Annotated in this window: 26 protein-coding genes; 18 read left to right on the top strand and 8 right to left on the bottom strand. The window is 30.3% G+C overall.

Annotated features, from left to right (window positions below; all coding sequences use genetic code 11):
- Position 1 precedes the first annotated feature (1 nt).
- The 15 genes from SR63_RS01875 to SR63_RS01945 all read left to right on the top strand — a co-directional run bounded on the left by SR63_RS01875 (position 2) and on the right by SR63_RS01945 (position 10,516).
- Positions 2 to 538, top strand: a complete 537-nt coding sequence (locus tag SR63_RS01875; RefSeq protein WP_002852251.1) for a DUF3972 domain-containing protein — start codon at positions 2 to 4, stop codon at positions 536 to 538.
- An 11-nt stretch (positions 539 to 549) separates the two neighbouring features.
- Positions 550 to 1,413 (top strand): glycine--tRNA ligase subunit alpha, encoded by an 864-nt coding sequence (gene glyQ, locus SR63_RS01880; protein WP_002861386.1) that lies wholly within the window; start codon positions 550 to 552, stop codon positions 1,411 to 1,413.
- Positions 1,400 to 2,125: a Nif3-like dinuclear metal center hexameric protein gene (locus SR63_RS01885; protein ID WP_002866550.1), complete on the top strand. Its 726-nt coding sequence runs from the start codon at positions 1,400 to 1,402 to the stop codon at positions 2,123 to 2,125. The genes glyQ and SR63_RS01885 overlap by 14 nt, the downstream gene beginning before the upstream one ends.
- A 9-nt stretch (positions 2,126 to 2,134) precedes the next feature.
- Positions 2,135 to 2,851 (top strand): zinc ribbon domain-containing protein, encoded by a 717-nt coding sequence (locus SR63_RS01890; protein ID WP_002856929.1) that lies wholly within the window; start codon positions 2,135 to 2,137, stop codon positions 2,849 to 2,851.
- Entirely contained in the window at positions 2,848 to 4,005 is a 1,158-nt protein-coding gene (gene waaA / locus SR63_RS01895; protein ID WP_002876948.1) for a lipid IV(A) 3-deoxy-D-manno-octulosonic acid transferase, read from the top strand. The genes SR63_RS01890 and waaA overlap by 4 nt, the downstream gene beginning before the upstream one ends.
- On the top strand, positions 3,986 to 4,738 hold the full coding sequence (locus SR63_RS01900) for an RluA family pseudouridine synthase (protein ID WP_002866553.1): 753 nt from the start codon (positions 3,986 to 3,988) through the stop codon (positions 4,736 to 4,738). The genes waaA and SR63_RS01900 overlap by 20 nt, the downstream gene beginning before the upstream one ends.
- A 67-nt stretch (positions 4,739 to 4,805) precedes the next feature.
- Positions 4,806 to 6,143 (top strand): signal recognition particle protein, encoded by a 1,338-nt coding sequence (gene ffh / locus SR63_RS01905; RefSeq protein ID WP_002866554.1) that lies wholly within the window; start codon positions 4,806 to 4,808, stop codon positions 6,141 to 6,143.
- Between the two features lie 64 nt (positions 6,144 to 6,207).
- Positions 6,208 to 6,435, top strand: coding sequence for a 30S ribosomal protein S16 (gene rpsP, locus SR63_RS01910; RefSeq protein WP_002852274.1), 228 nt, complete (start codon positions 6,208 to 6,210; stop codon positions 6,433 to 6,435).
- Positions 6,436 to 6,437: 2 nt separating this feature from the next.
- Entirely contained in the window at positions 6,438 to 6,680 is a 243-nt protein-coding gene (locus SR63_RS01915) for a KH domain-containing protein (RefSeq protein WP_002852144.1), read from the top strand.
- Positions 6,673 to 7,212, top strand: a complete 540-nt coding sequence (gene rimM, locus SR63_RS01920; RefSeq protein ID WP_002855099.1) for a ribosome maturation factor RimM — start codon at positions 6,673 to 6,675, stop codon at positions 7,210 to 7,212. Before SR63_RS01915 ends, rimM begins: the two co-directional genes overlap by 8 nt.
- Positions 7,209 to 7,913, top strand: a complete 705-nt coding sequence (gene trmD / locus SR63_RS01925; RefSeq protein ID WP_002868040.1) for a tRNA (guanosine(37)-N1)-methyltransferase TrmD — start codon at positions 7,209 to 7,211, stop codon at positions 7,911 to 7,913. The genes rimM and trmD overlap by 4 nt, the downstream gene beginning before the upstream one ends.
- Positions 7,914 to 7,923: 10 nt before the next feature.
- Positions 7,924 to 8,280: a 50S ribosomal protein L19 gene (gene rplS / locus SR63_RS01930; protein WP_002854824.1), complete on the top strand. Its 357-nt coding sequence runs from the start codon at positions 7,924 to 7,926 to the stop codon at positions 8,278 to 8,280.
- Positions 8,281 to 8,412: 132 nt separating this feature from the next.
- Positions 8,413 to 8,826, top strand: coding sequence for a hydroxyisourate hydrolase (gene uraH / locus SR63_RS01935; protein ID WP_002852246.1), 414 nt, complete (start codon positions 8,413 to 8,415; stop codon positions 8,824 to 8,826).
- A 23-nt stretch (positions 8,827 to 8,849) separates the two neighbouring features.
- Positions 8,850 to 10,190, top strand: coding sequence for a class II 3-deoxy-7-phosphoheptulonate synthase (locus SR63_RS01940; protein ID WP_002857190.1), 1,341 nt, complete (start codon positions 8,850 to 8,852; stop codon positions 10,188 to 10,190).
- Positions 10,187 to 10,516, top strand: coding sequence for an ArsC/Spx/MgsR family protein (locus SR63_RS01945; protein WP_002854966.1), 330 nt, complete (start codon positions 10,187 to 10,189; stop codon positions 10,514 to 10,516). The genes SR63_RS01940 and SR63_RS01945 overlap by 4 nt, the downstream gene beginning before the upstream one ends.
- A 12-nt stretch (positions 10,517 to 10,528) precedes the next feature.
- On the opposite strand, the gene SR63_RS01950 is transcribed toward SR63_RS01945, so the two are convergent.
- Complete coding sequence (locus SR63_RS01950) at positions 10,529 to 10,771, bottom strand: SelT/SelW/SelH family (seleno)protein (protein WP_257406716.1); 243 nt, start codon at positions 10,769 to 10,771, stop codon at positions 10,529 to 10,531.
- A gap of 182 nt (positions 10,772 to 10,953) precedes the next feature.
- Between SR63_RS01950 and dnaE the strand changes: the two genes are divergently transcribed.
- Positions 10,954 to 14,556 carry a DNA polymerase III subunit alpha gene (dnaE, locus tag SR63_RS01955; protein WP_002877994.1) on the top strand — a complete coding sequence of 1,201 codons (3,603 nt, stop codon included), beginning with the start codon at positions 10,954 to 10,956 and terminating at the stop codon, positions 14,554 to 14,556.
- Positions 14,557 to 14,568: 12 nt separating this feature from the next.
- Here the strand turns inward: dnaE and SR63_RS01960 are convergent, their stop codons facing one another.
- From SR63_RS01960 to SR63_RS01980, 5 genes are read right to left on the bottom strand one after another with little or no spacing between them, the layout of a single operon-like run.
- Positions 14,569 to 15,201, bottom strand: coding sequence for a YggS family pyridoxal phosphate-dependent enzyme (locus tag SR63_RS01960; protein WP_002866558.1), 633 nt, complete (start codon positions 15,199 to 15,201; stop codon positions 14,569 to 14,571).
- Positions 15,202 to 15,236: 35 nt separating this feature from the next.
- A complete protein-coding gene (flaC, locus tag SR63_RS01965) occupies positions 15,237 to 15,986 on the bottom strand; it encodes a flagellin C (RefSeq protein WP_002854849.1) in 750 nt (249 codons plus the stop codon).
- Between the two features lie 37 nt (positions 15,987 to 16,023).
- Positions 16,024 to 16,494, bottom strand: a complete 471-nt coding sequence (locus SR63_RS01970; protein ID WP_002858582.1) for a DUF4149 domain-containing protein — start codon at positions 16,492 to 16,494, stop codon at positions 16,024 to 16,026.
- A gap of 12 nt (positions 16,495 to 16,506) precedes the next feature.
- Complete coding sequence (locus tag SR63_RS01975) at positions 16,507 to 17,322, bottom strand: HemK/PrmC family methyltransferase (RefSeq protein WP_002866560.1); 816 nt, start codon at positions 17,320 to 17,322, stop codon at positions 16,507 to 16,509.
- Positions 17,319 to 18,506 (bottom strand): M48 family metallopeptidase, encoded by a 1,188-nt coding sequence (locus SR63_RS01980; RefSeq protein ID WP_002877997.1) that lies wholly within the window; start codon positions 18,504 to 18,506, stop codon positions 17,319 to 17,321. Before SR63_RS01980 ends, SR63_RS01975 begins: the two co-directional genes overlap by 4 nt.
- Before the next feature lie 126 nt (positions 18,507 to 18,632).
- On the opposite strand from SR63_RS01980, the gene SR63_RS01985 reads away from it, so the two are divergent.
- Positions 18,633 to 18,818 carry a hypothetical protein gene (locus tag SR63_RS01985; RefSeq protein WP_002776553.1) on the top strand — a complete coding sequence of 62 codons (186 nt, stop codon included), beginning with the start codon at positions 18,633 to 18,635 and terminating at the stop codon, positions 18,816 to 18,818.
- Here the strand turns inward: SR63_RS01985 and mog are convergent.
- On the bottom strand, positions 18,815 to 19,357 hold the full coding sequence (mog, locus tag SR63_RS01990; RefSeq protein ID WP_002856854.1) for a molybdopterin adenylyltransferase: 543 nt from the start codon (positions 19,355 to 19,357) through the stop codon (positions 18,815 to 18,817). The genes SR63_RS01985 and mog overlap by 4 nt on opposite strands.
- 20 nt (positions 19,358 to 19,377) lie before the next feature.
- Positions 19,378 to 20,361 carry a magnesium/cobalt transporter CorA gene (gene corA / locus SR63_RS01995; protein ID WP_002799370.1) on the bottom strand — a complete coding sequence of 328 codons (984 nt, stop codon included), beginning with the start codon at positions 20,359 to 20,361 and terminating at the stop codon, positions 19,378 to 19,380.
- A 116-nt stretch (positions 20,362 to 20,477) separates the two neighbouring features.
- Here corA and SR63_RS02000 point away from each other — a divergent pair, with 116 nt between their 5' ends.
- Entirely contained in the window at positions 20,478 to 21,524 is a 1,047-nt protein-coding gene (locus SR63_RS02000; RefSeq protein WP_002878000.1) for an ABC transporter substrate-binding protein, read from the top strand.
- Positions 21,525 to 21,533: the final 9 nt, after the last annotated feature.

Raw genomic sequence — 21,533 nt, forward strand, 5'->3', positions numbered from 1 at the left:
AATGCAAACCTATCTTGAACTTGAAGAATTTTGTAAACTTGTGCATTTAAATGAAGATGTGGTTAAGGGTATGATGGCCAATGGGGCTTTAAATTTTAAAGAAGAAGAGGGTAAAATTTACATCGAAGCTCATCAAGGTACTTTTAGTGTAGTACCTAGTTCTGCAAAATCTCAAACTGCAATGGTAAATTCAATGACTTTAGCAGGAGAAAGTTTTGTTGAAAAAACAATAGGAACTATTTTAAATTTGCATGAAAAAGTTTTAGATGCTAAAGATGAAACACTTGAAGCATTAAAAAATGAGAATAAATTTTTAAAAGACGCCCTTTATTCTATGCAAGAACTTTATGATGAAGATAGAAAAACTATAGAAACCTTAAACAATGAGCTAAAACATGCGCGTGAAGAGATAGAATTTCTCAAGCGTAAATATAAATTAATGTGGAGTAAAACCGCAGAAATTTTTGGAGCTAAGACAGAGCCTGATTTGGAAATGAATAAAAATTTAGAAAAACCTATTGAAAATATGGAACAATAAAGAGAGATACAATGACTTTTTCACAAATGATACTTAATTTGCAAAATTATTGGCAAGAGCAAGGTTGTGCGATTATGCAACCTTATGATATGCCAGCAGGTGCAGGAACCTTTCATCCAGCAACTTTTTTAAGAAGTTTAGGAAAAAAACCTTGGGCAGCTGCTTATGTGGCTCCAAGTAGAAGGCCTACTGATGGACGTTATGGTGAAAATCCTAATCGCTTAGGTGCTTATTATCAATTTCAAGTTTTGATTAAACCTAGTCCTGATAATATCCAAGAATTATATCTTAAAAGTCTTGAAAATTTGGGTTTTGATTTAAAAAGTCATGATATTCGTTTTGTTGAAGATAATTGGGAGAGTCCAAGTTTGGGTGCTTGGGGTTTAGGCTGGGAAGTATGGCTTGATGGTATGGAAGTCACTCAATTTACTTATTTTCAGCAAGTTGGCGGTATAGCAGTAGATTTAGTAAGTGCTGAAATTACCTATGGTCTTGAAAGAATAGCTATGTATCTTCAAAATGTTGATAATGTTTATGATATAGTTTGGAGTGAATTTAATGGAGAAAAAATTAAATACGCAGATGTGCATAAGCAAAGTGAATATGAATTTAGTAAATACAATTTTGAAGTAAGTGATGTTAAGATCTTAAATGAGCAGTTTGAAAATTCTTACAAAGAATGTAAAAATATTTTAGAACAAGGACTAGCTTTACCTGCTTATGATTATTGTATGCTTGCTGCACATACTTTTAATCTTTTAGATGCAAGAGGAGCAATTTCTGTAGCACAAAGACAAGATTATATGTTAAAAATTCGTGAGCTTTCGAAAAATTGTGCTGAAATTTATAAGAAAAATTTAAATGAAACTGAGTGAAATTTATAATTTTTTAGATCAATTAAGTCCCTTTGATATCCAAGAATCATGGGATAATAGTGGAATTTTGCTTGGAGATAGGGATAGTGAAATTTCAACTGTTTATTTAAGCTTAGATATTGATGAAAATATCATTAAAGAAGCGAGTGAAAATTCTTTAATTATCACACACCATCCTTTGATATTTAAAGGTTTAAAAGATTTATATGACAAGACTTATCCTAGAGCTTTTATTAAAGAAATGATTTGTAAAAATATTTCTTTAATCAGTATGCATACAAATTACGATTTAAGTCATTTAAACACTTATTTTACGGAAGAAATTTTAGGTTTTAAAATTTCTTTTAAAGACGAATTTTTAATTTATGTGGAAAATTCTATGTCTTTTGAAGCTTTGTGTGACTGGGTGAAAAAAAAGTTAAATTTACAAATTTTACGTGTAAGTGATTGTGGTAAAAAAGACATTAAGCGTATTGCTATATGTACTGGAAGTGGCGGGGATTTAATTTCTAAAGTAGATGCGGATTGTTTTTTAAGCGGAGATTTTAAATATCATCAAGCTTTAGAGGCACTTAGTAATCAAATTAGTCTTATTGATTTGGGTCATTTTGAAAGTGAGAGATATTTTTCTCAATGTTTAGCAAAAGACTTGAAAAATTTGCCGCTACAAGCTATAATAACAGTTTCAAAAAATCCATTTCAATATTTTTAAGGAAAATAAATGAATAAATATCTCGAACAATTAGTGCTTTTATCAAAAATAGATCAAGAAATTGATAGTTATGAACCAAAAATAGACAGTATTAATAGGACTTTAAAAGATGCTGAGTTAAAAATAGGAAAAATCAACACAGATTTAGAAAAAATCGATGAAGAAATCAAAGATATAGAAAATCAAAAAGTACAAAATAATGCTCATATTTCTGAGTTTTCGGCAAAAATTAAAGAGCTTTCTAAAAAAAGTGGTGCAGTAAAAACAGAAAAAGAAGCTAATGCTTTAAAAATTGAAGAAGATATTGCAAAAGAGCAATTAGACGCTGCAAATGATGAAATTGTAAGACTGGATAAAATTTTAGAGAATAAAGAAACTTATAAAAAAGAACTTGAAGAAGAAAAAATCAAACAAGAGCAAAATATTAATGAGATTAGAGTAAGCATTAAATCTGAAATGGAAGTTCTTGAAAAAGATAGAATGAGTGTTTATGATAAAAAAACCAAACTTGTGGGCGAGATGAATCAAAAAGTTTTAAGTTTTTATGAAAAAATTCGCAAATGGGCGAAAAATACTGCTGTAGTTCCTGTTAAAAAACAAGCATGCTATGGATGTTTTATGAAAATTTACGATAAGACTTATCTGTCTGTTGTAAAAGGTGAAGAGATTGTAACTTGTCCTCATTGTGGAAGAATTCTTTATAAAGAGCAAGAAGAACAAAATTGATCTTTTTTTATTATTTTTTAACTTGGACGGCATTTTTATTTTGTGCCGTCTTTATTCTTTTGCTTTCTTTTTTAAAATCCAAATACAAAACTAGTTTAAAATCCCGATTTTTTCTTTATAAAAATTTACATCAAGAAAAAGCTGATGTACATTTTCATGCTTGTTCTTACGGGGAGGTAAGAAGTATTAAAACTTTGGTTTTGAAATTTGATTCAAGAATAACTACTATTACTCAAACAGGTTTTGAATATGCAAAAGAATTTTGTAAAAAGGTAAATTATCTTGCTTTTGAAAATTTTTTGCCTTTTTGGTTTAAGCCTTGTAAGGTTTTGGTAATTTTTGAAGCAGAATATTGGCTTATGCTTGTTTTCATGGCACACATTTATAAAACTAAGATTATTTTGCTTAATGCGAGAATATCTGATAAATCTTATCATTCTTATCAAAGATTTTCTTTTTTTTATAAAAAAATTTTTTCTTATATTGATGAAGTTTTTGCTCAAAGTGAATTAGATAAAGTAAGACTTGAAAGTTTGGGAGCTAAAAATGTTAAAATTTTTAAAAATATTAAGGCAAATTTAGAAATTAAAAATAATAAAATTTATGCCAAACCTAAGGAAAAGCTTATTATTTTTGCTAGTACGCATAAAGATGAAGAAGAGCTTTTGCTTGATCATTTTAAACTAGAAGAAAATGAAAAACTCATTATCGCCCCACGACACCCTGAGCGTTTTAAAGAAGTTGAAAATTTGCTTTTAAACAAAGGTTTGGAATTTGAAAAATTTAGTTCTTTAAAAGATGAAAATAAGAAATTTGCTAAAAAAATTTTGCTTTTAGATGCTTTAGGAGAGCTTGTAAATTTTTATGCAATTTCTGATGTTGTTGTGCTTGGAGGTTCTTTCATAGAAGGCATAGGAGGACACAATCCTATAGAAGTGGCATATTTTGACAATGTATTAATCAGTGGGAAATTTATTCATAATCAAAAGGCTTTATTTGAAGAAGTAGAAAATGTATATTTTTGCGAAAATTTAAAAGATTTAAATGATAAAATTCATTATTTAAATTTAAAAGTTAAAATTTCCAAAAAAGAAAATTTAGATCTTATTATACAGACCATACAAAAGGGAATTGATGCAAGAAAAAGCTTATAAACTCTTAGCTTTGCAAGAAAAAATTTCAAATCGTGAAGCTAAAGATTTGATTGATAAGGGTTGTGTTTTTTCACATGGAAAAAAAGTTGTGGTTGCTAGAGCTTTGATGAGCGATAAGGCAAGATTTAATGTGATAAAAACCAAAAATCCTCAAATTATTTTTGAAGATGATAAGATTATTGCTATTAATAAACCTTATGCTTATGTGAGTGAAGACTTGGAGAAAAAATTTAATGCCAAGCTTTTAAATCGTTTAGACAAAGAAACAAGCGGTGTGATTTTGCTTTGCAAAGATGAAGATTTTAGAAAGCTTTGTATAGAAGAATTTAAAAAACATAGAGTTTATAAAAGTTATATTGCGGTTTTAGATGGGGTTTTGGCTGAAGAGGTTGAAGTGAATGAGCCTATTTTTACCATAAAAGCAAAAGGCGGGGCGTTAAGTAAAGTTTCAAAAGATGGTTTAAGTGCCTTAAGCATCATTACTCCTATTATGATGCAGTCAAAAAAAACCTTAGCAAAAATAGTCATTCAAACAGGTAGAACTCATCAAATCAGAGTGCATGCTAAATTTATAAAACATGGCGTTGTAGGTGATGAAAAATATGCTAAAATTTCAAGCGATAGAATGTATTTACATAGTTATGAAATTAAAATTTTTGATTATTATTTTAAGGCTGAGCTAGATAATAGTTTTGCAAAAGTTGGCTTTGAGATAAAAAATTTAGATTTTTAAAGCCATTTAAGAAAAAATTTTGTATAATGCAAGGTTTAATTTAAAAATTTTATAGAAAGGTGATAAAGTGTTTGAGTTAGTTAGCGAATCTTTTAAATCAGCGATTAATAAATTACGTTTTGTTGATGATGAAAAAGCACTTAAGAACGCTTTAGAAACCTTAAAAAAAGCTCTTTTAAAAGCAGATGTTCACCATAAGGTAACTAAAGAGCTTTTGACTTTGATAGAAGAAGATGTAAAGCAAAACGGAATAGGTCAAAAACAATTTTTAAATGCCATTAAAGTAAATTTAGAAAATATTTTAAGTGTCAATGGCAAAAATCAAGGTTTTGTTTTTGCTTCTAAACCCCCAACAGTAGTTCTAATGGCAGGTTTACAAGGGGGCGGTAAGACTACAAGCACTATTAAACTTGCAAATTATTTAAAATTACGCAATAAAAAAGTTTTAGTTGCAGCTTGTGATTTACAGCGTTTAGCAGCAGTGGAGCAGCTAAGACAACTTTGTGAAGCTAATGAAATTGAACTTTTCTTCATAGAAAATGAAAAAGATCCTATTAGAGTTGCTAAAGAGGCTTTAAAAAAGGCTGAAAGTTCTATGGTGGATGTTTTGCTTGTGGATACTGCTGGACGTTTGGCTATAGATGAAGCTTTGATGAATGAATTAAAAGCAGTTAAGGATGTTTTAAATCCTGATGAGATTTTCTATGTTGCTGATGCAATGAGTGGTCAAGATGGGGTCAAGACTGCGGCTAGTTTTAATGAAGCTTTGAATATCAGCGGGGTAATTTTATCAAAATTTGATGCAGATACTAAAGGTGGAGTAGCCTTAGGTATAGCAAAACAAATCGGTATTCCTTTAAGATTTATTGGTGTGGGTGAAAAAGTAGCAGATTTAGAAGTTTTTATACCAGATCGTATAGTAAGTCGTATTATGGGTGAGGGTGATTTGGCAACTTTAGCTGAAAAAACTGCTGCGATTATTGATGAAAAAGAGGCTAAAAAACTCAATCAAAAAATTAAAAAAGGTGAATTTAATTTTAATGATTTTCTTAATCAAATGGAAAGTATTAAAAAATTAGGAAGCATGAAGTCTTTAATCGGCATGATACCAGGACTTGGCGGAATGGCAAATGCGGTAAAAGATATAGATTTGGATAATTCTAAAGAAATCATACGCATTAAAGCAATGATTTCTTCAATGACTCCAAAAGAAAGAGAAAATCCTGATTTATTAAATAATGCTAGAAAGCGTCGTATAGCAGAGGGAGCAGGTCTTTCTCAGGTAGAAGTCAATCGTTTTTTAAAACAATTTAGCAATGCAGCAAAGCTTGCAAAAAGATTTTCAGGTAAAAAAGGAATGGAAAGTTTAACACAGATGATGAGTCAAGCTAGAAGGCAATTTTAAATTTTATTTATAAATACTTTTTATAGTATCTATAAATAAAATTTTTAATTTTTAAGGAGTATAAATGACAGTTATTAGACTTACAAGAATGGGTAGAACTAAAAGACCATTTTATCGTATTGTAGTTACAGACAGTAGAAAACGTCGTGATGGTGGTTGGATAGAAAGTATTGGGTATTATAATCCTATGGTAGAACCTGAGGTAATTAAAGTTGATGCAGAGCGTTTAGCTTATTGGAAAAGTGTTGGTGCAAAACTTAGCGATAAAGTTGCTTCTATCACTAGCAAATAATCATGGTAGAGAATTTTCTTAGAGAATACGCAAAATTAATTGCAGATTATCCTGAACAGATTGATACTCAAAAAATTGAATTAAGTGAAAATTTTTTTGAGATTGTTCTTTTTGCACATAAGGTTGATACAGGTAAGCTTATAGGTAAAAATGGAAAAATGATCAATGCTATAAAAACCGTAATCTCTGCTTATAAGAGCAAGGATGCAAGTTCTTATAGAGTAACGGTAAAAGCACTTGAGTGAAAAAGATTTTGTTCAAGTTGCAAAACTTGGTAAAACTGTGGGTCTTAAGGGTTATGTAAAATTGCATAACCTGAGCGACTTTTCTTCTCAATTTAAAAAAGATGCTACTTTTTTTATAAAAAACACCAAAGAAATGTTAAAGATTAAGCATTATAATGCAAGCAATTCTACTGTTTTATTTGAAAATTATGAAGATATAGAAAAGGCCAAAGAATTAATTAATCTTATTCTTTTTCAGAGTATCGAGAAAAGCAGACAAACTTGTAAATTAAAAAAAGATGAGTTTTTTTATTTTGATATTTTAGAGTGTGAAGTTTTTGAAGAAGATAAAAGATTAGGTAAAGTGATTGATATCTTGGAAACTGGAGCTTCTTATTTATTTGAAATTCAAAGTGATGAAAAATGGGTTGAAAAAAAATATCCTAAAATATTTTTTATTCCATATTTAGATAAATTTGTTAAAAATATAGATATAGAAAAACGACAGATTTTTTGCACGCAAGATGCTTTTTTAATTTTAGAAAATTCATGAAATTTAGCTTCGTTTCTTTGTTCCCTAATCTTATGGAATTTTACTTTCAAGATTCTATACTTGCAAGAGCAAAAGAAAAAAAACTTTTCAAACTTAATTTTTATAATCCAAGAGATTTTTCTAAAAATTCCTATCATAAAGTCGATGATTATAAAATAGGTGGCGGAGCTGGACTTTTGATGCAAGCTGAACCTATGTATGAGGTGCTAAGAAGTATTCAAGAAAAAAAAGAAAATCCCTATTTTATTTTTTTAAATCCAAGTGGTAAAACCTTTAATCAAAAAGACGCCAAACGCTTAAGTAAAAAAGAACATATAGTTTTTGTATGCGGGCGCTATGAAGGTATAGATGAAAGAGTGCTTGAAATTTTTGCGAATGAAGTTTTTAGCATAGGGGATTTTATTTTAACAGGAGGAGAATTACCTGCGCTTGTAATGTGTGATGCGATTTTAAGAAATGTTAACGGGGTTTTAGGAAATATGGAAAGTTTGGAAGAAGAAAGCTTTGAAAATAATTTACTCGAAGCGCCTGCTTTTTCAAAACCTTTTATTTTTGAGAAAAAAAATAAAAAATTTTATACTCCTTCAGAGTTTTTAAAGGGTAATCACGCTAGAATTGCAAGTTTAAAAACTACTTTGGCGTCTTGCAAAACGAAATTTTTTCGTCCAGATTTATTTTTAGAGCATGAACGCAAAAAATAAGGGATTTTTTATGAAAAATAAATATATAGAACAATTTGAAGCAAAACAAATTGAAGGTAAAAATGTTCCAGATTTTCGTGCTGGTGATACTTTAAAGCTTGCAATTCGCATCAAAGAAGGGGATAAAACAAGAATCCAAAATTTTGAGGGTATTTGTATTGCTAGAAGAGGTAATGGCGTAAGTGAAACTTTTATCGTGCGTAAAATGGGCGCTAATAATGTTGGCGTTGAGAGAATTTTCCCTATTTATAGTGAAAGTTTAGAAAGTATTACTGTTTTGCGTCGTGGTCGTGTGCGCCGTGCAAGATTATTCTACTTAAGAGATAGACGCGGTAAAGCAGCGCGTATTAAAGAGCTTAAAAAATAATTTATAATTATTTTTTATTATAAGCCTAACAATTAAATAATTATAATTAATTTATAATTTTTATTATTTGATTTTAATTATTAATAATACTCTTGTATAATATTCCTTGTAAATATTATACAAGGAGAGAAAATGTTTTCTATTAAAAAAACTTTATTAATACTAGCAAGCGTGCCAATGTTTTTGAGTGCTACTGAATATCAATTAAGTACTCATGTCTTGGATATTACTTCTGGACAACCTGCTCCTAAAGTAAAAGTTGAGCTTTATAAGTTGGAAGCAAATCAACAGTGGAAAAAAGTAAGTGAAGAATTTACCGAAGAAAATGGTAGAATAGGAGATTTATTACCATATGAAAAAGCTGAAAATAGGGCTTTTGGAATTTATAAGCTTAAATTTTTCACAAAAGACTATTACACATCACACAAAATAAATACTTTTTATCCTTTTGTAGAGGTAAGTTTTGAGCTTTCTAAAGATCAAAAACATTATCATGTTCCAATAACCCTTTCTCCTTTTGGTTATTCAACTTATAGAGGAAGCTGATAAATAAAACGAAAGAAAAAACCATGTGGACTAAGAATTCTTGGAAAAACTATCCTATAAAACAGCAACCTATCTATCCAGATCAAGAGGAAATGAATAGAGTTTTAGCAAGACTTGAGAAGCTTCCTCCTTTGGTTTTTGCTGGAGAAGTGAGAAATCTTCAAAAGTCTTTAGCAAGAGTTTGCAAAAAAGAAGCTTTTTTACTTCAAGGTGGAGATTGTGCTGAAAGCTTTGAAAATTTTGGCGCTGTAAATATCCGTGATATGTTTAAAATTTTACTTCAAATGGCTATAGTGCTTACATTTGCCGGTGGATGTCCTGTTGTAAAAATTGGTCGTATTGCAGGGCAGTTTGCTAAGCCAAGAAGTAGTGATTTTGAAGAGTTAAATGGTATAAGTCTTCCTAGTTATCGTGGTGATATTATTAATGGTTTTGAATTTAGCGAACAAGCACGCATTCCTGATCCACATAGAATGCTTGAAGCTTATTATCAAAGTGCAACAACGCTAAATTTGTTACGTGGATTTGCTAAGGGTGGTTTAGCAGATTTGCATGAAGTACATCGTTGGAATTTGGGTTTTTTAAAAAAGAGTGAACTCCATAAGCAATATACTGATATCAGTGAAAAAATTTCACAAGCTTTAGCTTTTATGGAAGCTTGTGGGATTAATACAAGTAATACTCCAAGCCTAAGAGAAGTTAGTGTTTATACTTCACATGAAGCTTTACTTTTGCCTTATGAAGAAGCTTTAACTAGAGTGGATAGTTTAAGTGGAGAAATTTACGATTGTTCAGCTCACATGCTTTGGATAGGTGAAAGAACAAGGGCACTTGATGAAGCTCATGTACATTTTTTAAGAGGAGTAAAAAATCCTTTAGGGGTTAAAATAGGACCTAGTGCAAGTGCTGATGATATCATAGCTTTAGCAAATGTTTTAAATCCAAATAATGAAGAAGGAAGATTAAATATTATTATCCGCATGGGTGCAGATAAAATTATCAATAATTTGCCAAAAATTTTCTCTAAACTTAAAAGTGAAGGTTTAAATTTAGTATATAGCATAGATCCTATGCATGGAAATACAGTAAAAGCAGGTAATTTTAAAACACGTGAGTTTGATAAAATCATGCAAGAAGTGAGATCTTTTTTTGAGATTGCAATAAGCGAAGGAGTTTATCCAGGTGGGGTGCATCTTGAAATGACTGGGAAAGATGTAACAGAATGCACAGGTGGTGCAAGCAATGTTACTGCTCAAAGCTTGGAAGATCGTTATGAGACTCAATGCGATCCAAGACTTAATGCGGATCAAGCATTAGAACTTGCTTTTTTAATCGCAGATTTGGTAAAAAAGGCTAGAAAATGAAACTTTATGGTATTAAAAATTGCAATTCTGTAAAAAAAGCTATGGATGCTTTAACACAAAAAGGCATTGTGTTTGATTTTATGGATATTAAAAAGATTAATCAAGATATTTTATACACATGGTTAAAACAAAAATCTTTTGAAGAACTTATCAATACTGCTGGATTAACTTCTAAAAAACTTGGTTTAAACAAAGAAAAAGTTAAAAATTTAAATGAAAAAGAACTTGAAAAAATTGTATTAGAAAATCCAAGTTGTATTAAGCGTCCTATTATCGAGTATGAGCAAAACATATATATTGGTAAGGAATATGAGAAAATGTTATGATAGAGTGTTTGATTACACTCTATTTTTTATTAATTGATTAATTTCATTTTGATATGGAAATCTTTCACTTTCGCAATTAATAAGTTGTGTTTTAGAGAAGATAACTTTTCCGTCTACTTCAACGATAAAATTACCTCTGCCGCCAATTTCAAATTCTACTTCAACATCTTTGAAATCGCTTTGTAGTTCTTCTGCAACCCTTGCAGCTTGTGGGCGATAATTTCAAAGATTGCAATAAGCAATTTTTACTTTCATCATTTCATCCTTTGAAAAGTTCTTTTTATTAAGATTAAAATCTTAGATTTTATTATAGTTTATTTTGGCTGAATTTTTGCCTTTTTGTAAAATTTAAGTTGAAATTTAGGACCAATTTCTTTCAAATTCAGCGAGAAAAATTTATAATTTTAAAATAAGCCTTAAAAAACTAAAGGAAGAAAATGAGTCAATTTACACACTTACATTTACATACAGAATATTCTTTGCTTGATGGAGCCAATAAGCTTAAAGAATTAGCTTTGACTTTAAAAGAGCAGGGTGCTACAAGTGTGGCTATGACAGATCATGGAAATATGTTTGGGGCAATTGATTTTTATCAAACAATGAAAGCACAAGGTTTAAAACCTATCATTGGTATGGAAGCGTATTTGCATAATCACGATGAATTAGATGATAAAAGTTCTCGTCAGCGTTTTCACCTTTGTTTGTATGCAAAAAATGAGATCGGATATCAAAATTTAATGTATTTAAGTTCTCAAAGTTATATTAAAGGTTTGTATTATTATCCGCGTATCAATAAAAAGCTTTTGGAAGATCATAGCGAAGGTCTTATTTGTTCTTCTGCTTGCTTGCAAGGTGAAGTAAATTGGCACTTAAATACTTATAGTGAAAGAAATGTGCGTTTTGGTGCAAAAGGCTATGAAGCAGCAAAAGAAGCGGCGCTATGGTATAAAAAAGTTTTTAAAGATGATTTTTATTTTGAAATCATGCGTCATGGTATAGGCGATCAAAGAATGATAGATGATGATATTATCAGACTTTCTAAAGAATTAAATATAAAAATTATTGCTACAAATGATACGCATTATACTTTCAAAGAAAGAGCGGCTGCCCATGAGGTTTTTATGTGTATAGCTATGGGAAAAAAACTTAATGATCCTGATAGAATGCGTCATAGTGTGCATGAATTTTATGTTAAAAGCCCTGAGCAAATGAGTGAGCTTTTTGCAGATATTCCAGAAGCTATAGAAAATACACAAGAAATCGCGCAAAAATGTAATTTAGAGCTTAATCTTGGCAATCCCACTCCACCGAATTTTAAATTTACAAGAGAATATGCTAAAGATCATAATATTACCTTGCCTGAAGAAACAAAAGAATTTAGCTTTGATAATGATGACATAGTTTTTGAAGAACTTTGTAAAAAGGGACTTGAAGAGAGATTAAAATTTATCGATGAAAGCAAGCATGAAGAATACAAACAAAGACTTGAAGTAGAAATTAACATCATTAAAAATATGAAATTTTCAGGTTATATGCTTATTGTTCATGATTTTATTAAAGTGGCTAAAGATAAAGGTATTCCAGTAGGCCCTGGAAGAGGATCAGCTGCAGGAAGTTTGGTTTCTTATTGTTTAAGGATTACGGATTTAGATCCTATTCCTTATAGTCTACTTTTTGAGCGTTTTTTAAATCCTGAGCGTGTGAGCATGCCTGATATTGATGTGGATTTTTGTCAAGACAGACGTGCTGAAGTGATTGACTATGTGATTGATAAATATGGAGCAGATAAAGTTGCACAGGTGATTACCTTTGGTAAACTTTTGGCTAAAGGGGTGATTCGTGATGTGGCTAGAGTTTGTGATATGAGTATTCAAGATGCTGATGAGCTTGCTAAACTTGTGCCCGAAGAGCTTAAAATCACTCTTGATGCTGCTTATGAAAAAGAACCTAAAATTAAAGAATTTATCGATCGTCATCCTAAAGGTCCTGAAGTTTGGGAGTATGCAAGAGCTTTAGAAGGATTAAATCGCAATGCGGGTATGCACGCAGCAGGTGTTGTAATTTCTAATGAAAGTTTATGGAAGAAAACTCCGCTTTTTAGACAAAGTAAAAATGATGAAAGACATTTGGTAACGCAGTATTCTAAAGATCATTTAGAAGATGTGGATTTGATAAAATTTGACTTTTTAGGTCTTAAAACCTTAACAGTAATCAATAATGCGATCAAGCTTATTAAAAAGCGTTACAATAAAGACATTATTTGGGAAACTATAGATGTAAATGATAGCAAAGTTTATAAAACCATACAAAGTGGAAATACTTTGGGAATTTTTCAAATCGAATCAGGCGGTATGCAAAGTTTAAATGCACGCTTAAAACCAGAGCGTTTTGAAGATATCATTGCGGTTCTTGCGCTTTATCGTCCAGGTCCTATGGAATCAGGAATGCTTGATGATTTTATCGACAGAAAGCATGGTTTAAAAAGTATAGAATATCCTTTTGACAGTTTAGAAAAGGTTTTAGAGCCTACTTATGGGGTTATTGTTTATCAAGAACAGGTTATGCAAATTGTTCAAATTATAGGTGGCTTTTCTTTAGGAGGTGCTGATGTAGTGCGTCGTGCTATGGGTAAAAAAGATCCTGAGAAGATGAAAAAGCTTAAAACTGATTTTGCAGATGGAGCAGAAAAACAAGGATATGATAGAGCAAAAGCTGAGGATTTATGGGAGCTTATCGTAAAATTTGCAGGATATGGTTTTAATAAATCTCACTCTGCGGCTTATGCGTTGATTACTTTTCAAACAGCTTATTTAAAAACTTATTATCCTAGTGAATTTATGGCAGCGCTTTTAACAAGCGAAGAAAACAATGTGGATAAAATTGCTGTTTATATTGATGAGATGAAAAAAATGAATATTAAACTTTTACCTCCATCGATTAACAAAGCGATCCGTGAATTTAGTGCTTTAGAGCAAGATGGCAAGGATGCTATTATATACGGACTTGGGGCTATAAAAAGTGTGGGTATTCCTGCAGTTGAAAATTTACTTGAAGCAAGACAAGATGGAGAATTTAAGGATATTAATGATTTCTTAGGTAAGATAGATCCTACCAAGATAAACCGCAGAACATTAGAAAGTCTTATTAAGGCAGGGGCTTTTGATGAGTTTGGTTTTACGAGAAAAGCTTTGTTTGATAATATGGAAAATCTTAGCGAAGCATCGCGTAAGATGGCTGAAGTAAGAAAAAATGCTGCAAGTTCTCTTTTTGGTGAAGAGGAATTAACTTCAGGTGTTCAAGTAAATTTTACTCCCAAAAATGAAGAATTTGAAGTGATGGAAAAATTAGGATATGAAAAAGAAATTTTAGGAATTTATGTTTCAGGCCATCCTTTAGATCGATTTTATGAACAAATTAATGCCATAGATTATGTTAAAAGTTTAGATTTTGAAAGTTTAAAAAACAATGGAGAAATTTTAAGTATAGGTAAAATTGAAGATTTCAAATCCATGATGAGTAAAAATAATAAGCGTTATGGTAGAATTGAAATTTTGGATTATTATTCTTCGTTTGATGCTACTGTATTTGAAAGCAATGTAGAAGAAATAGAAAATATCATCAAAGATGAAAATTTAAAAAATAATGCCTATGGTTTTGTATTGGGATTTAAAGCTGAGGGAGGGGAGAAGCCTAGCTTTTTTTTAAAAGCAATTAAAGATTTACAAAGTCTTGAAGATGGCGAGATTAAAGCTATAAAAAAATTTGGAGCAAAAAAAGATTTCAAAAATAAAGAAGAAAATCATTTTACCGCAGAACCTAAGGAATTTGAAAAAAATATCATAGAGCTAGATTTGACAAGGTTAAATAGAGAATTAATCTATGAAATTCATGAAATTGCTAGAAATGCACATAATCCTAATGAAAAAAACAATAAAAAACTTGTTTTAAAAGTTATTAGCGCGGGATCTTGCTTGCTTTATCATACAGATTTTATTATCTCTGATAGTATAGTAGAGGAAATTTCTAATAAATATGCTTAAGTAAGATTGTTCTTACTTAAGATTTTTAAATAAAATGCTTCCAAGTCTTACTAAGTTGGATCCGCATTTTATAGCAATTTCAAAATCATTACTCATCCCCATAGAGCAAATTTTAGCCCCATGTTTTTGAAGAATTTCATAAATTTTAAATGTAGTTTCAAAGCTTTTGATAATACTTTCTTTATCTTGGCTGTGTGATCCTATGCTCATTACGCCACAAAGATTTAGATTAGAGCATTCTTCTTGTATTTGTAAATATTCTTCTACAGCTTGATTTGGATCTAGACCGCTTTTGCTATTTTCATTTGCACTATTGATTTCTAATAAAGTATTTAATTTATAATCAAGTCTTTTGTCCATAGCTTTAGCTATTTTAATACCATTACAAGAGTGCCATAATATAGGTTTTTGTTTGATTAAGAGATTGATTTTGTTGCTTTGTAGCGTTCCTATAAAATGCCACTTTATGTCTAGTTTTTTTTCATCAAGATTTTCTTTTTTTTGTGCTAGAGCTTGGACTTGATTTTCTCCAAATTCTACTATACCTTGATCAAAAAGCTTTTCAATTGTACTTGCATCGACATACTTGCTTGCGGCTACAAGACGAACGTTTTTGGTTTTTTCTAAAATTTGCTCTAAAGTCATTTTGATAAAGAAATAAGCCCTATTTAGGGCTTATATTATTGTAATAAATTAGCAATTTTGCTTTGAAGCTGCATGTTGGATTGCGCAGCAACAAAAGCAGCAGCATTTTCTTTTAGATAATTGGCATTAAAATCATTAACATTTTTTGCCATATCATTATTTAGTAAATTATTTTCAGCTGCTTTTGAGTTGATGCTATTTTGAACACTTGCGTTAATATTTGATGTGATGGCATTGATACCCGAGCCTATTTCACTTCTTAAACTTCCAAGTTGATCCATAAAATTTGTAATACTATCTTGATTATCTATGCTTAATCCACCTGTTGCTAATGGATTTAAATTTGTAGTTTCAGTTCCGCTACCTACTACAAAATTCATAGTTTGAAAGACATTTTTTCCATTATAAGTTGCATTATTAAAAGAATCATTGATGGATTCTTGTATGCGTGTTGCTTCTGTTCTTAGCATTCCTTTTTGAGAATCATTAAGTGCAGCATTGTTCATTTTCACTGAAAGTTCATTAAGTCTATCTGCGCTTTGAGAGATATTGGTAAGGCTAGCATCTGCAATTTGTAAAACCCCTATAGCATCATAAGCATTTGCGACACCTTGATCTATAGTGCTTGATTGAGATCTTAAAGAATCAGCAATAGCTAAATTAGCACTATCAACTCCACTTATTGCGCGAACAGCTGCAATATTTTCTAAAGCTTTATCACTAGCTTTTTGTGCATTGTTTAAATAATAATTTTGTTGCATCATAGTTGCATCAGAGATCATCATGGCCTACTCCTTCTCTTTCGGATTTATTTATATTTTATCATTTTTTTGCTATTTTAAAGCTTAAGAAATATAAAAAAACTTGCATTATCAAGATGATTTTAATCACCACTTCACTTGCATTATGGATACTGATAAATTCTTGAGTTTTTGTAGCGTTTTCGCCTAAGTTTTGGAGTTCAATTATGGTATTAGTAAAATAAAAAACAAATATTAAGCTTAAAATCAAAATAAGCAAACTCAGCATAAATTTTGAAAATTTTATTTGAAATTTCATTTCATCTTTTATAAGAGAATAAATTTCATATAAAAAATTAACCACTGAAACAAAAATCAGCAAATATCCCATCTTAATAAAAATTTGCGTCATCATTAAGCCACTTTGAAAATGGCTCAACACTCCTTCTCCTATAAGATTTTGAGGAAAAAAAATTGTTGGTGCAACAACTATTCCTAGTATGAGTTCAACCCCTATGATGGAGGCAAGTAAAAATAAATTAACAGCTTTCAAGAGTTTCTCCTTTTATTTTTTATCATAGCGCATATTTGTAAATTTAGCTATAAAAGCACGATTATAATCTTGTTCATCTTTGAAGAAATCAACAATGAAATTATTTTGATATAAAATTTTTTCCAAAATTTCTTTTTGATCATAGCCAAATTCGCAAGCTAAAAATTTAACTTTTTTATCAAGGGAAAAATGTATGATTTCTTCTAGAATTTCATATCCTTTTTCTCCACCAAATAAAGCCTCTTTGGGTTCTTTTTGCACCCAAATATCTATAGGATATGAATTTTTAATATAGGGTGGATTTGAAAAAATAAAATCATAATTTTCTTTAATTTGCTTAAAATTACAAAGTTTAAAGTCAATCAAGTGATCGACTTTGTGTAATTTGGCATTCTCTAAAGCTAATTCTAAGGCTTTGGGATTGATATCACAGGCTGTGATTTTTAACCCAAGTTCTTTGGCTAAAACAATGCTTAAAATTCCGCTTCCAAATCCTATTTCTAAAATCCCATTAAAAGTATTTTTTTTGCATAAATTTAAAATTTGAAAAAGTAAAATTTCACTATCGTAGCGAGGGATTAGAACGCCTTTTTTTATCTTAAATTCTAAGCCCCAAAAATCCACTTTTTCAAATATATATTCAAAAGGTTCTCCAGATTTAAAACGCTTTATAAGCTCAAAATAAGGTTCATGATCTATTTGTATATCTTGGTTTAAAAATAACCAAGCTTTATCTTTTTTTAGATATTCACAGAGTATAAATACTGCTTCATTTTCATAACCTTTTAAGCTAGATTTAGCTTCCATAAGAGCATTTTTTATAGTCAAGAAAGAGCCTTGATTCTATCACTAATACTTGGATGGCTGAGATAAAAAAATGTATATATTTTACTTGTTTTGATAAAAGCTTTATTTTCTCTTGCTAGAGCTATCAATGCATTTTTCATATCTTCTTTGCTTGTAACTTTAGCTCCGTGTTGATCAGCTGCAAATTCATTTTTTCTACTTAAGGCATTAAGCATAGGAGAGATTAAAAAGCTAAAAATATTTGCCAAGATAAATAAAAGAGCAAACACGCCACCATTTACTCCTTCTAGATGACTTTCTAAGTAAACAAATTCAGGTAAATTTGCAAAAACAAAAAAAAGTAAAAACATAGTTATAGCGCCGTTAAATAAAGCTTTGATAATATCCTTATGAACAAAATGTCCAAGCTCATGTCCTAAAACAGCTAAAAGTTCTCTTTCATTTAAGGCTTTTAATAATGTATCAAAAAGCACCACTCTTTTGCTTTTAAAAAGTCCACCAAAATAAGCATTTAAACGCTTATCTCTTTTGCTTGCATCAATAACATAAACCCCATTTGCACTAAACCCGCATTGTTTCATTAAAGAGCTGATTTTTTTCAATAAATTTTCATCGTCTAGTTTTTTCATTTTATTAAAAATAGGTGCTATCAAGGTAGGGTAGATGAGATTTATAATCACTATAATACAAAAGGCAAAAATAAAGGCCGCAATCCACCAAAAAGTTCCAAAAAAATCATAGCAAAAAAGCAAAGCATAAAGGATTAAAAATCCAAATATTAAAGTTAAAATAAGACTTTTCATAGTATCTTTGATAAAAAGTTTTACAGTCATATTTGAAAAACCATGGGCTTTATCTTTGATAAAACTTTTATAAATACTTAAAGGTAGATTTAAAATACTTGTGATTATTAAAAAAGATAATAAAAATAAAGTATTTTCAAAACGAGTGTTGCTTGAGATAAGCAATTCTTTAAGATATAAAAATCCAAAACCTATCCATGCAATATTGATGATTAAATTATAAAAATTGGAAAATAGTTTAAATTTTTCATTTTCGATGGCAATATCTGCTGCATTTTGATAGTCTTTTTCGCTTAAAATTTGAGCTTGTTTGTCTTTTTCTCTTTCTAAGAAACGAATTTGAGCATAGGAAATCCAAGATAAAAGCGCTGTGTAAAGACATAAAATTGCAATTAAAGTCATTATTTTTCCTTGATTGGTTTTTTTCGAATTCTAGCTTAAAATAATGAAATAAAGTTAATAGTTTAAAATCTAAAATAATATTCTTTTCAACTAAGTTGATGTATATTTATAAAAAAGGATTAAAGAATGTTTTTTAAGAAAAAGATTTCACAAAAGCAAAAAGAAAAGCCTAAAATTCCGATCAATGATGTGATTTTAGATGACAGGCTTTGTAAGTTTAAAAATAAAGTACAAAAGATAAGCAAAGATGAAGCTTCAGCAAGTCTACTTGCTAGACAATTAAGCAGACTTGTTAGGGCTAATAAATTTTAATTTTGACATTTTTTCTTAGGACGAAAAACCTTAATAACTTCATCATTTGCTTCTATATAAGCACCTTCTATCAAATCGATACAGTAAGGTATAGCTGGAAAAACAGGCTCTAGGCATTCTTTTATAGCCTTAGGATTTCCTGGTAAATTAATGATAAAAGATTTATTGCGAATTCCTGCACTCTGTCTTGAAAGTATAGCTGTTGGGACATATTTTAAACTTTCTAAGCGCATAAGTTCTCCAAAACCTGGCATCATTTTATCACACACGGCTTCCGTGGCTTCTGGGGTTACATCACGAAGTGCTGGACCTGTACCTCCGCTTGTAACAATCAAATCGCATTTTTTTTCATCTGCTAGATAAAGTAATTTTTTAATGATCAAATCATAATCATCAGGGATTAATTCTTTATGATAAATAATATCATTTTTTATATATGAATTTAACACTCTTTCAATTTCAGCAGTGGCTTTATCTTCGTATATACCACTACTTGCTCTATCGCTTAGGGTCAAAACTCCTATGTTTATTGTATCCATTGTTTCTCCTTAATAAATTTTTATAACCATCCTTTTTTCTTGAAAACAACCAAAGGTAAAATGATAGAAATTACCATCACGCCAAGCACTATGGGATAAGCATAGTGAAGTTCAAGTTCGGGCATGAATTTAAAATTCATACCATAAACAGTTCCTATTAAAGTAGGTGGCATCATGGCAACAGTTGCAACGGTGAAAATTTTAATGATTTTGTTTTGTTCTATGTTGATTTGGCTGGCTAAAATGGTTTGGATATTATCTAAGATATTAAGTTGTGAAACACTAAATTCAACCAAAGAATTTAAGTCTTTTAAAACTATAGTGAGATTTTGTTTTATATCTTTATCGATTTTATCGCTTTTTAGCAAAGAAGTCATAGCGCGACGCTTATCAAACAAAGAATCTCTTACCCGCATATTAAGCTCTTGTAAACTTGAAATATCCTTTAGCATTTCATCATAACTATATTCATCTTTTTTTTCTAAAACACTTGTTCTTAAGCGTCTTGCTTCTTTATCTATCCATTCTAGTAAATCCGCATCTTTTTCAACACGCACTTCAAACATTTTATCAATAATATCAAAACCATCTTCAAAATTCTTCGGACTAGCTAAAATCCTTGCTTGAATTTCTTCAAAAGTGCTAAATTCGTTATATCTTATAGTAAATAAGATATTTTTAGCGGTAGCAAAAGTAACAATTTCTGTGCGAAGCTTGATTAAATTCCTATCTTCTTCATCGCTTTTAAGATCTCTTACTAAAAAATGAGCATTGATGGTTATTGTCGCATTATCTTCCCAATATTTTGCGCTAAGCTCTATTTCTTCCCTTTCTTCTTTTGTAGGAAACTCAAGATTAAATTCACTTGATATAAAAGCAATTTCTGCTGCACTTGGATGAAGTAAATCAATCCATAAAATATTTTGTGGTAGTTCTTGACTATCGAGATTAAAATTGATTCTTTGAACTAAAGCATTTTGAGTTTTGATATAAATATAAAGCATGATCGCTCCTTGTTTATGACTTTAAAATTATAACCTTGTTTGCTTAAAAATTAACTTGTTTCTAAAATGTTTCTAAAACTCATTAAATTTCCAAAATATTTTTTGAAAGGAAAAAAATGAGTAAGAAATTTTTCTTAAGTTTAGGTCTTGTTGTCTTATTGTTTTCAAATTCACAAGCTATTGATGAGAATTTGATTAAAGCTGTGCAAGCAGAAGGTAGGGTAAATTCTTTAGCTATGCCTGATACTTGGGCAAACTGGAAGGATACTTGGGCAGATCTTAAAAATCTTTATGGCATAGAACATAGTGATACAGATATGAGTTCAGCTCAAGAAATTGCTAAATTTAAAGCCGAAAAGAAAAATGCAAGCGGTGATATAGGGGATGTAGGAGCTTCTTTTGGAGAGATAGCGGTTAAACAAGGAGTAGCTCAGCCTTTTAAGACAAGCTACTGGGATCAAATTCCAACTTGGGCTAAAGATAAAGATGGAAATTGGCTTTTAGCTTATACAGGAACCATAGCTTTTATAGTCAATAAAGATGTAGTAAAAGATATACCTAAAACTTGGCAAGATTTGCTTAAGGGAAATTATAAAATTACCGTGGGTGATGTAAGTGTAGCAGCTCAAGCTGTGAGTGCAGTTTTGGCAGCTAATTATGCCTTAAGTGGGGATGAAAAAGATTTAAGTCCTGCTTTAGCTTTTTTTAATACTTTAGCCAAACAAGGAAGACTTGTAAATAATGATGTAAGCATAGCTAATCTTGAAAAAGGTGAAGTTGAAGTGGGTTTAGTTTGGGATTTTAATGGTTTAGGCTATAGAGATAAAGTGGGCAAAGATCGTTATGAAGTTTTAATCCCTGCTGATGGTAGTGTTATTTCGGGCTATACAACTATTATCAATAAATACGCAAAACATCCAAATGCGGCTAAATTAGCTCGTGAGTTTATACTTTCTGATAAAGGACAAATCAATCTAGCAAAAGGTTATGCAAGGCCAATAAGAATTGATCATATTACCTTGCCAGATGATATAAAAGCTAAACTTTTACCAAGTGAGCAATACAAAAATGCAAGAGCAATCAAAGATCAAAAAGCTTGGGAAAAAAGCGCTAAAGAATTGCCACAACTTTGGCAAGAAAAAGTTATAGTGGATATGAAATAAAGGAGATTG

Source organism: Campylobacter sp. 2014D-0259, assembly GCF_008000505.1.
GTDB classification, from domain to species: domain Bacteria; phylum Campylobacterota; class Campylobacteria; order Campylobacterales; family Campylobacteraceae; genus Campylobacter_D; species Campylobacter_D jejuni.

Coding starts and splice junctions, on each gene's coding strand:
- SR63_RS01875 (WP_002852251.1), top strand. CDS start 2: ATGCAAACCTATCTTGAACTTGAAGAATTTTGTAAACTTGTGCATTTA.
- glyQ (WP_002861386.1), top strand. CDS start 550: ATGACTTTTTCACAAATGATACTTAATTTGCAAAATTATTGGCAAGAG.
- SR63_RS01885 (WP_002866550.1), top strand. CDS start 1,400: ATGAAACTGAGTGAAATTTATAATTTTTTAGATCAATTAAGTCCCTTT.
- SR63_RS01890 (WP_002856929.1), top strand. CDS start 2,135: ATGAATAAATATCTCGAACAATTAGTGCTTTTATCAAAAATAGATCAA.
- SR63_RS01900 (WP_002866553.1), top strand. CDS start 3,986: ATGCAAGAAAAAGCTTATAAACTCTTAGCTTTGCAAGAAAAAATTTCA.
- rpsP (WP_002852274.1), top strand. CDS start 6,208: ATGACAGTTATTAGACTTACAAGAATGGGTAGAACTAAAAGACCATTT.
- SR63_RS01915 (WP_002852144.1), top strand. CDS start 6,438: ATGGTAGAGAATTTTCTTAGAGAATACGCAAAATTAATTGCAGATTAT.
- trmD (WP_002868040.1), top strand. CDS start 7,209: ATGAAATTTAGCTTCGTTTCTTTGTTCCCTAATCTTATGGAATTTTAC.
- rplS (WP_002854824.1), top strand. CDS start 7,924: ATGAAAAATAAATATATAGAACAATTTGAAGCAAAACAAATTGAAGGT.
- uraH (WP_002852246.1), top strand. CDS start 8,413: ATGTTTTCTATTAAAAAAACTTTATTAATACTAGCAAGCGTGCCAATG.
- SR63_RS01940 (WP_002857190.1), top strand. CDS start 8,850: ATGTGGACTAAGAATTCTTGGAAAAACTATCCTATAAAACAGCAACCT.
- SR63_RS01945 (WP_002854966.1), top strand. CDS start 10,187: ATGAAACTTTATGGTATTAAAAATTGCAATTCTGTAAAAAAAGCTATG.
- dnaE (WP_002877994.1), top strand. CDS start 10,954: ATGAGTCAATTTACACACTTACATTTACATACAGAATATTCTTTGCTT.
- SR63_RS01960 (WP_002866558.1), bottom strand. CDS start 15,201: ATGACTTTAGAGCAAATTTTAGAAAAAACCAAAAACGTTCGTCTTGTA.
- flaC (WP_002854849.1), bottom strand. CDS start 15,986: ATGATGATCTCTGATGCAACTATGATGCAACAAAATTATTATTTAAAC.
- SR63_RS01980 (WP_002877997.1), bottom strand. CDS start 18,506: ATGACTTTAATTGCAATTTTATGTCTTTACACAGCGCTTTTATCTTGG.
- SR63_RS01985 (WP_002776553.1), top strand. CDS start 18,633: ATGTTTTTTAAGAAAAAGATTTCACAAAAGCAAAAAGAAAAGCCTAAA.
- mog (WP_002856854.1), bottom strand. CDS start 19,357: ATGGATACAATAAACATAGGAGTTTTGACCCTAAGCGATAGAGCAAGT.
- corA (WP_002799370.1), bottom strand. CDS start 20,361: ATGCTTTATATTTATATCAAAACTCAAAATGCTTTAGTTCAAAGAATC.
- SR63_RS02000 (WP_002878000.1), top strand. CDS start 20,478: ATGAGTAAGAAATTTTTCTTAAGTTTAGGTCTTGTTGTCTTATTGTTT.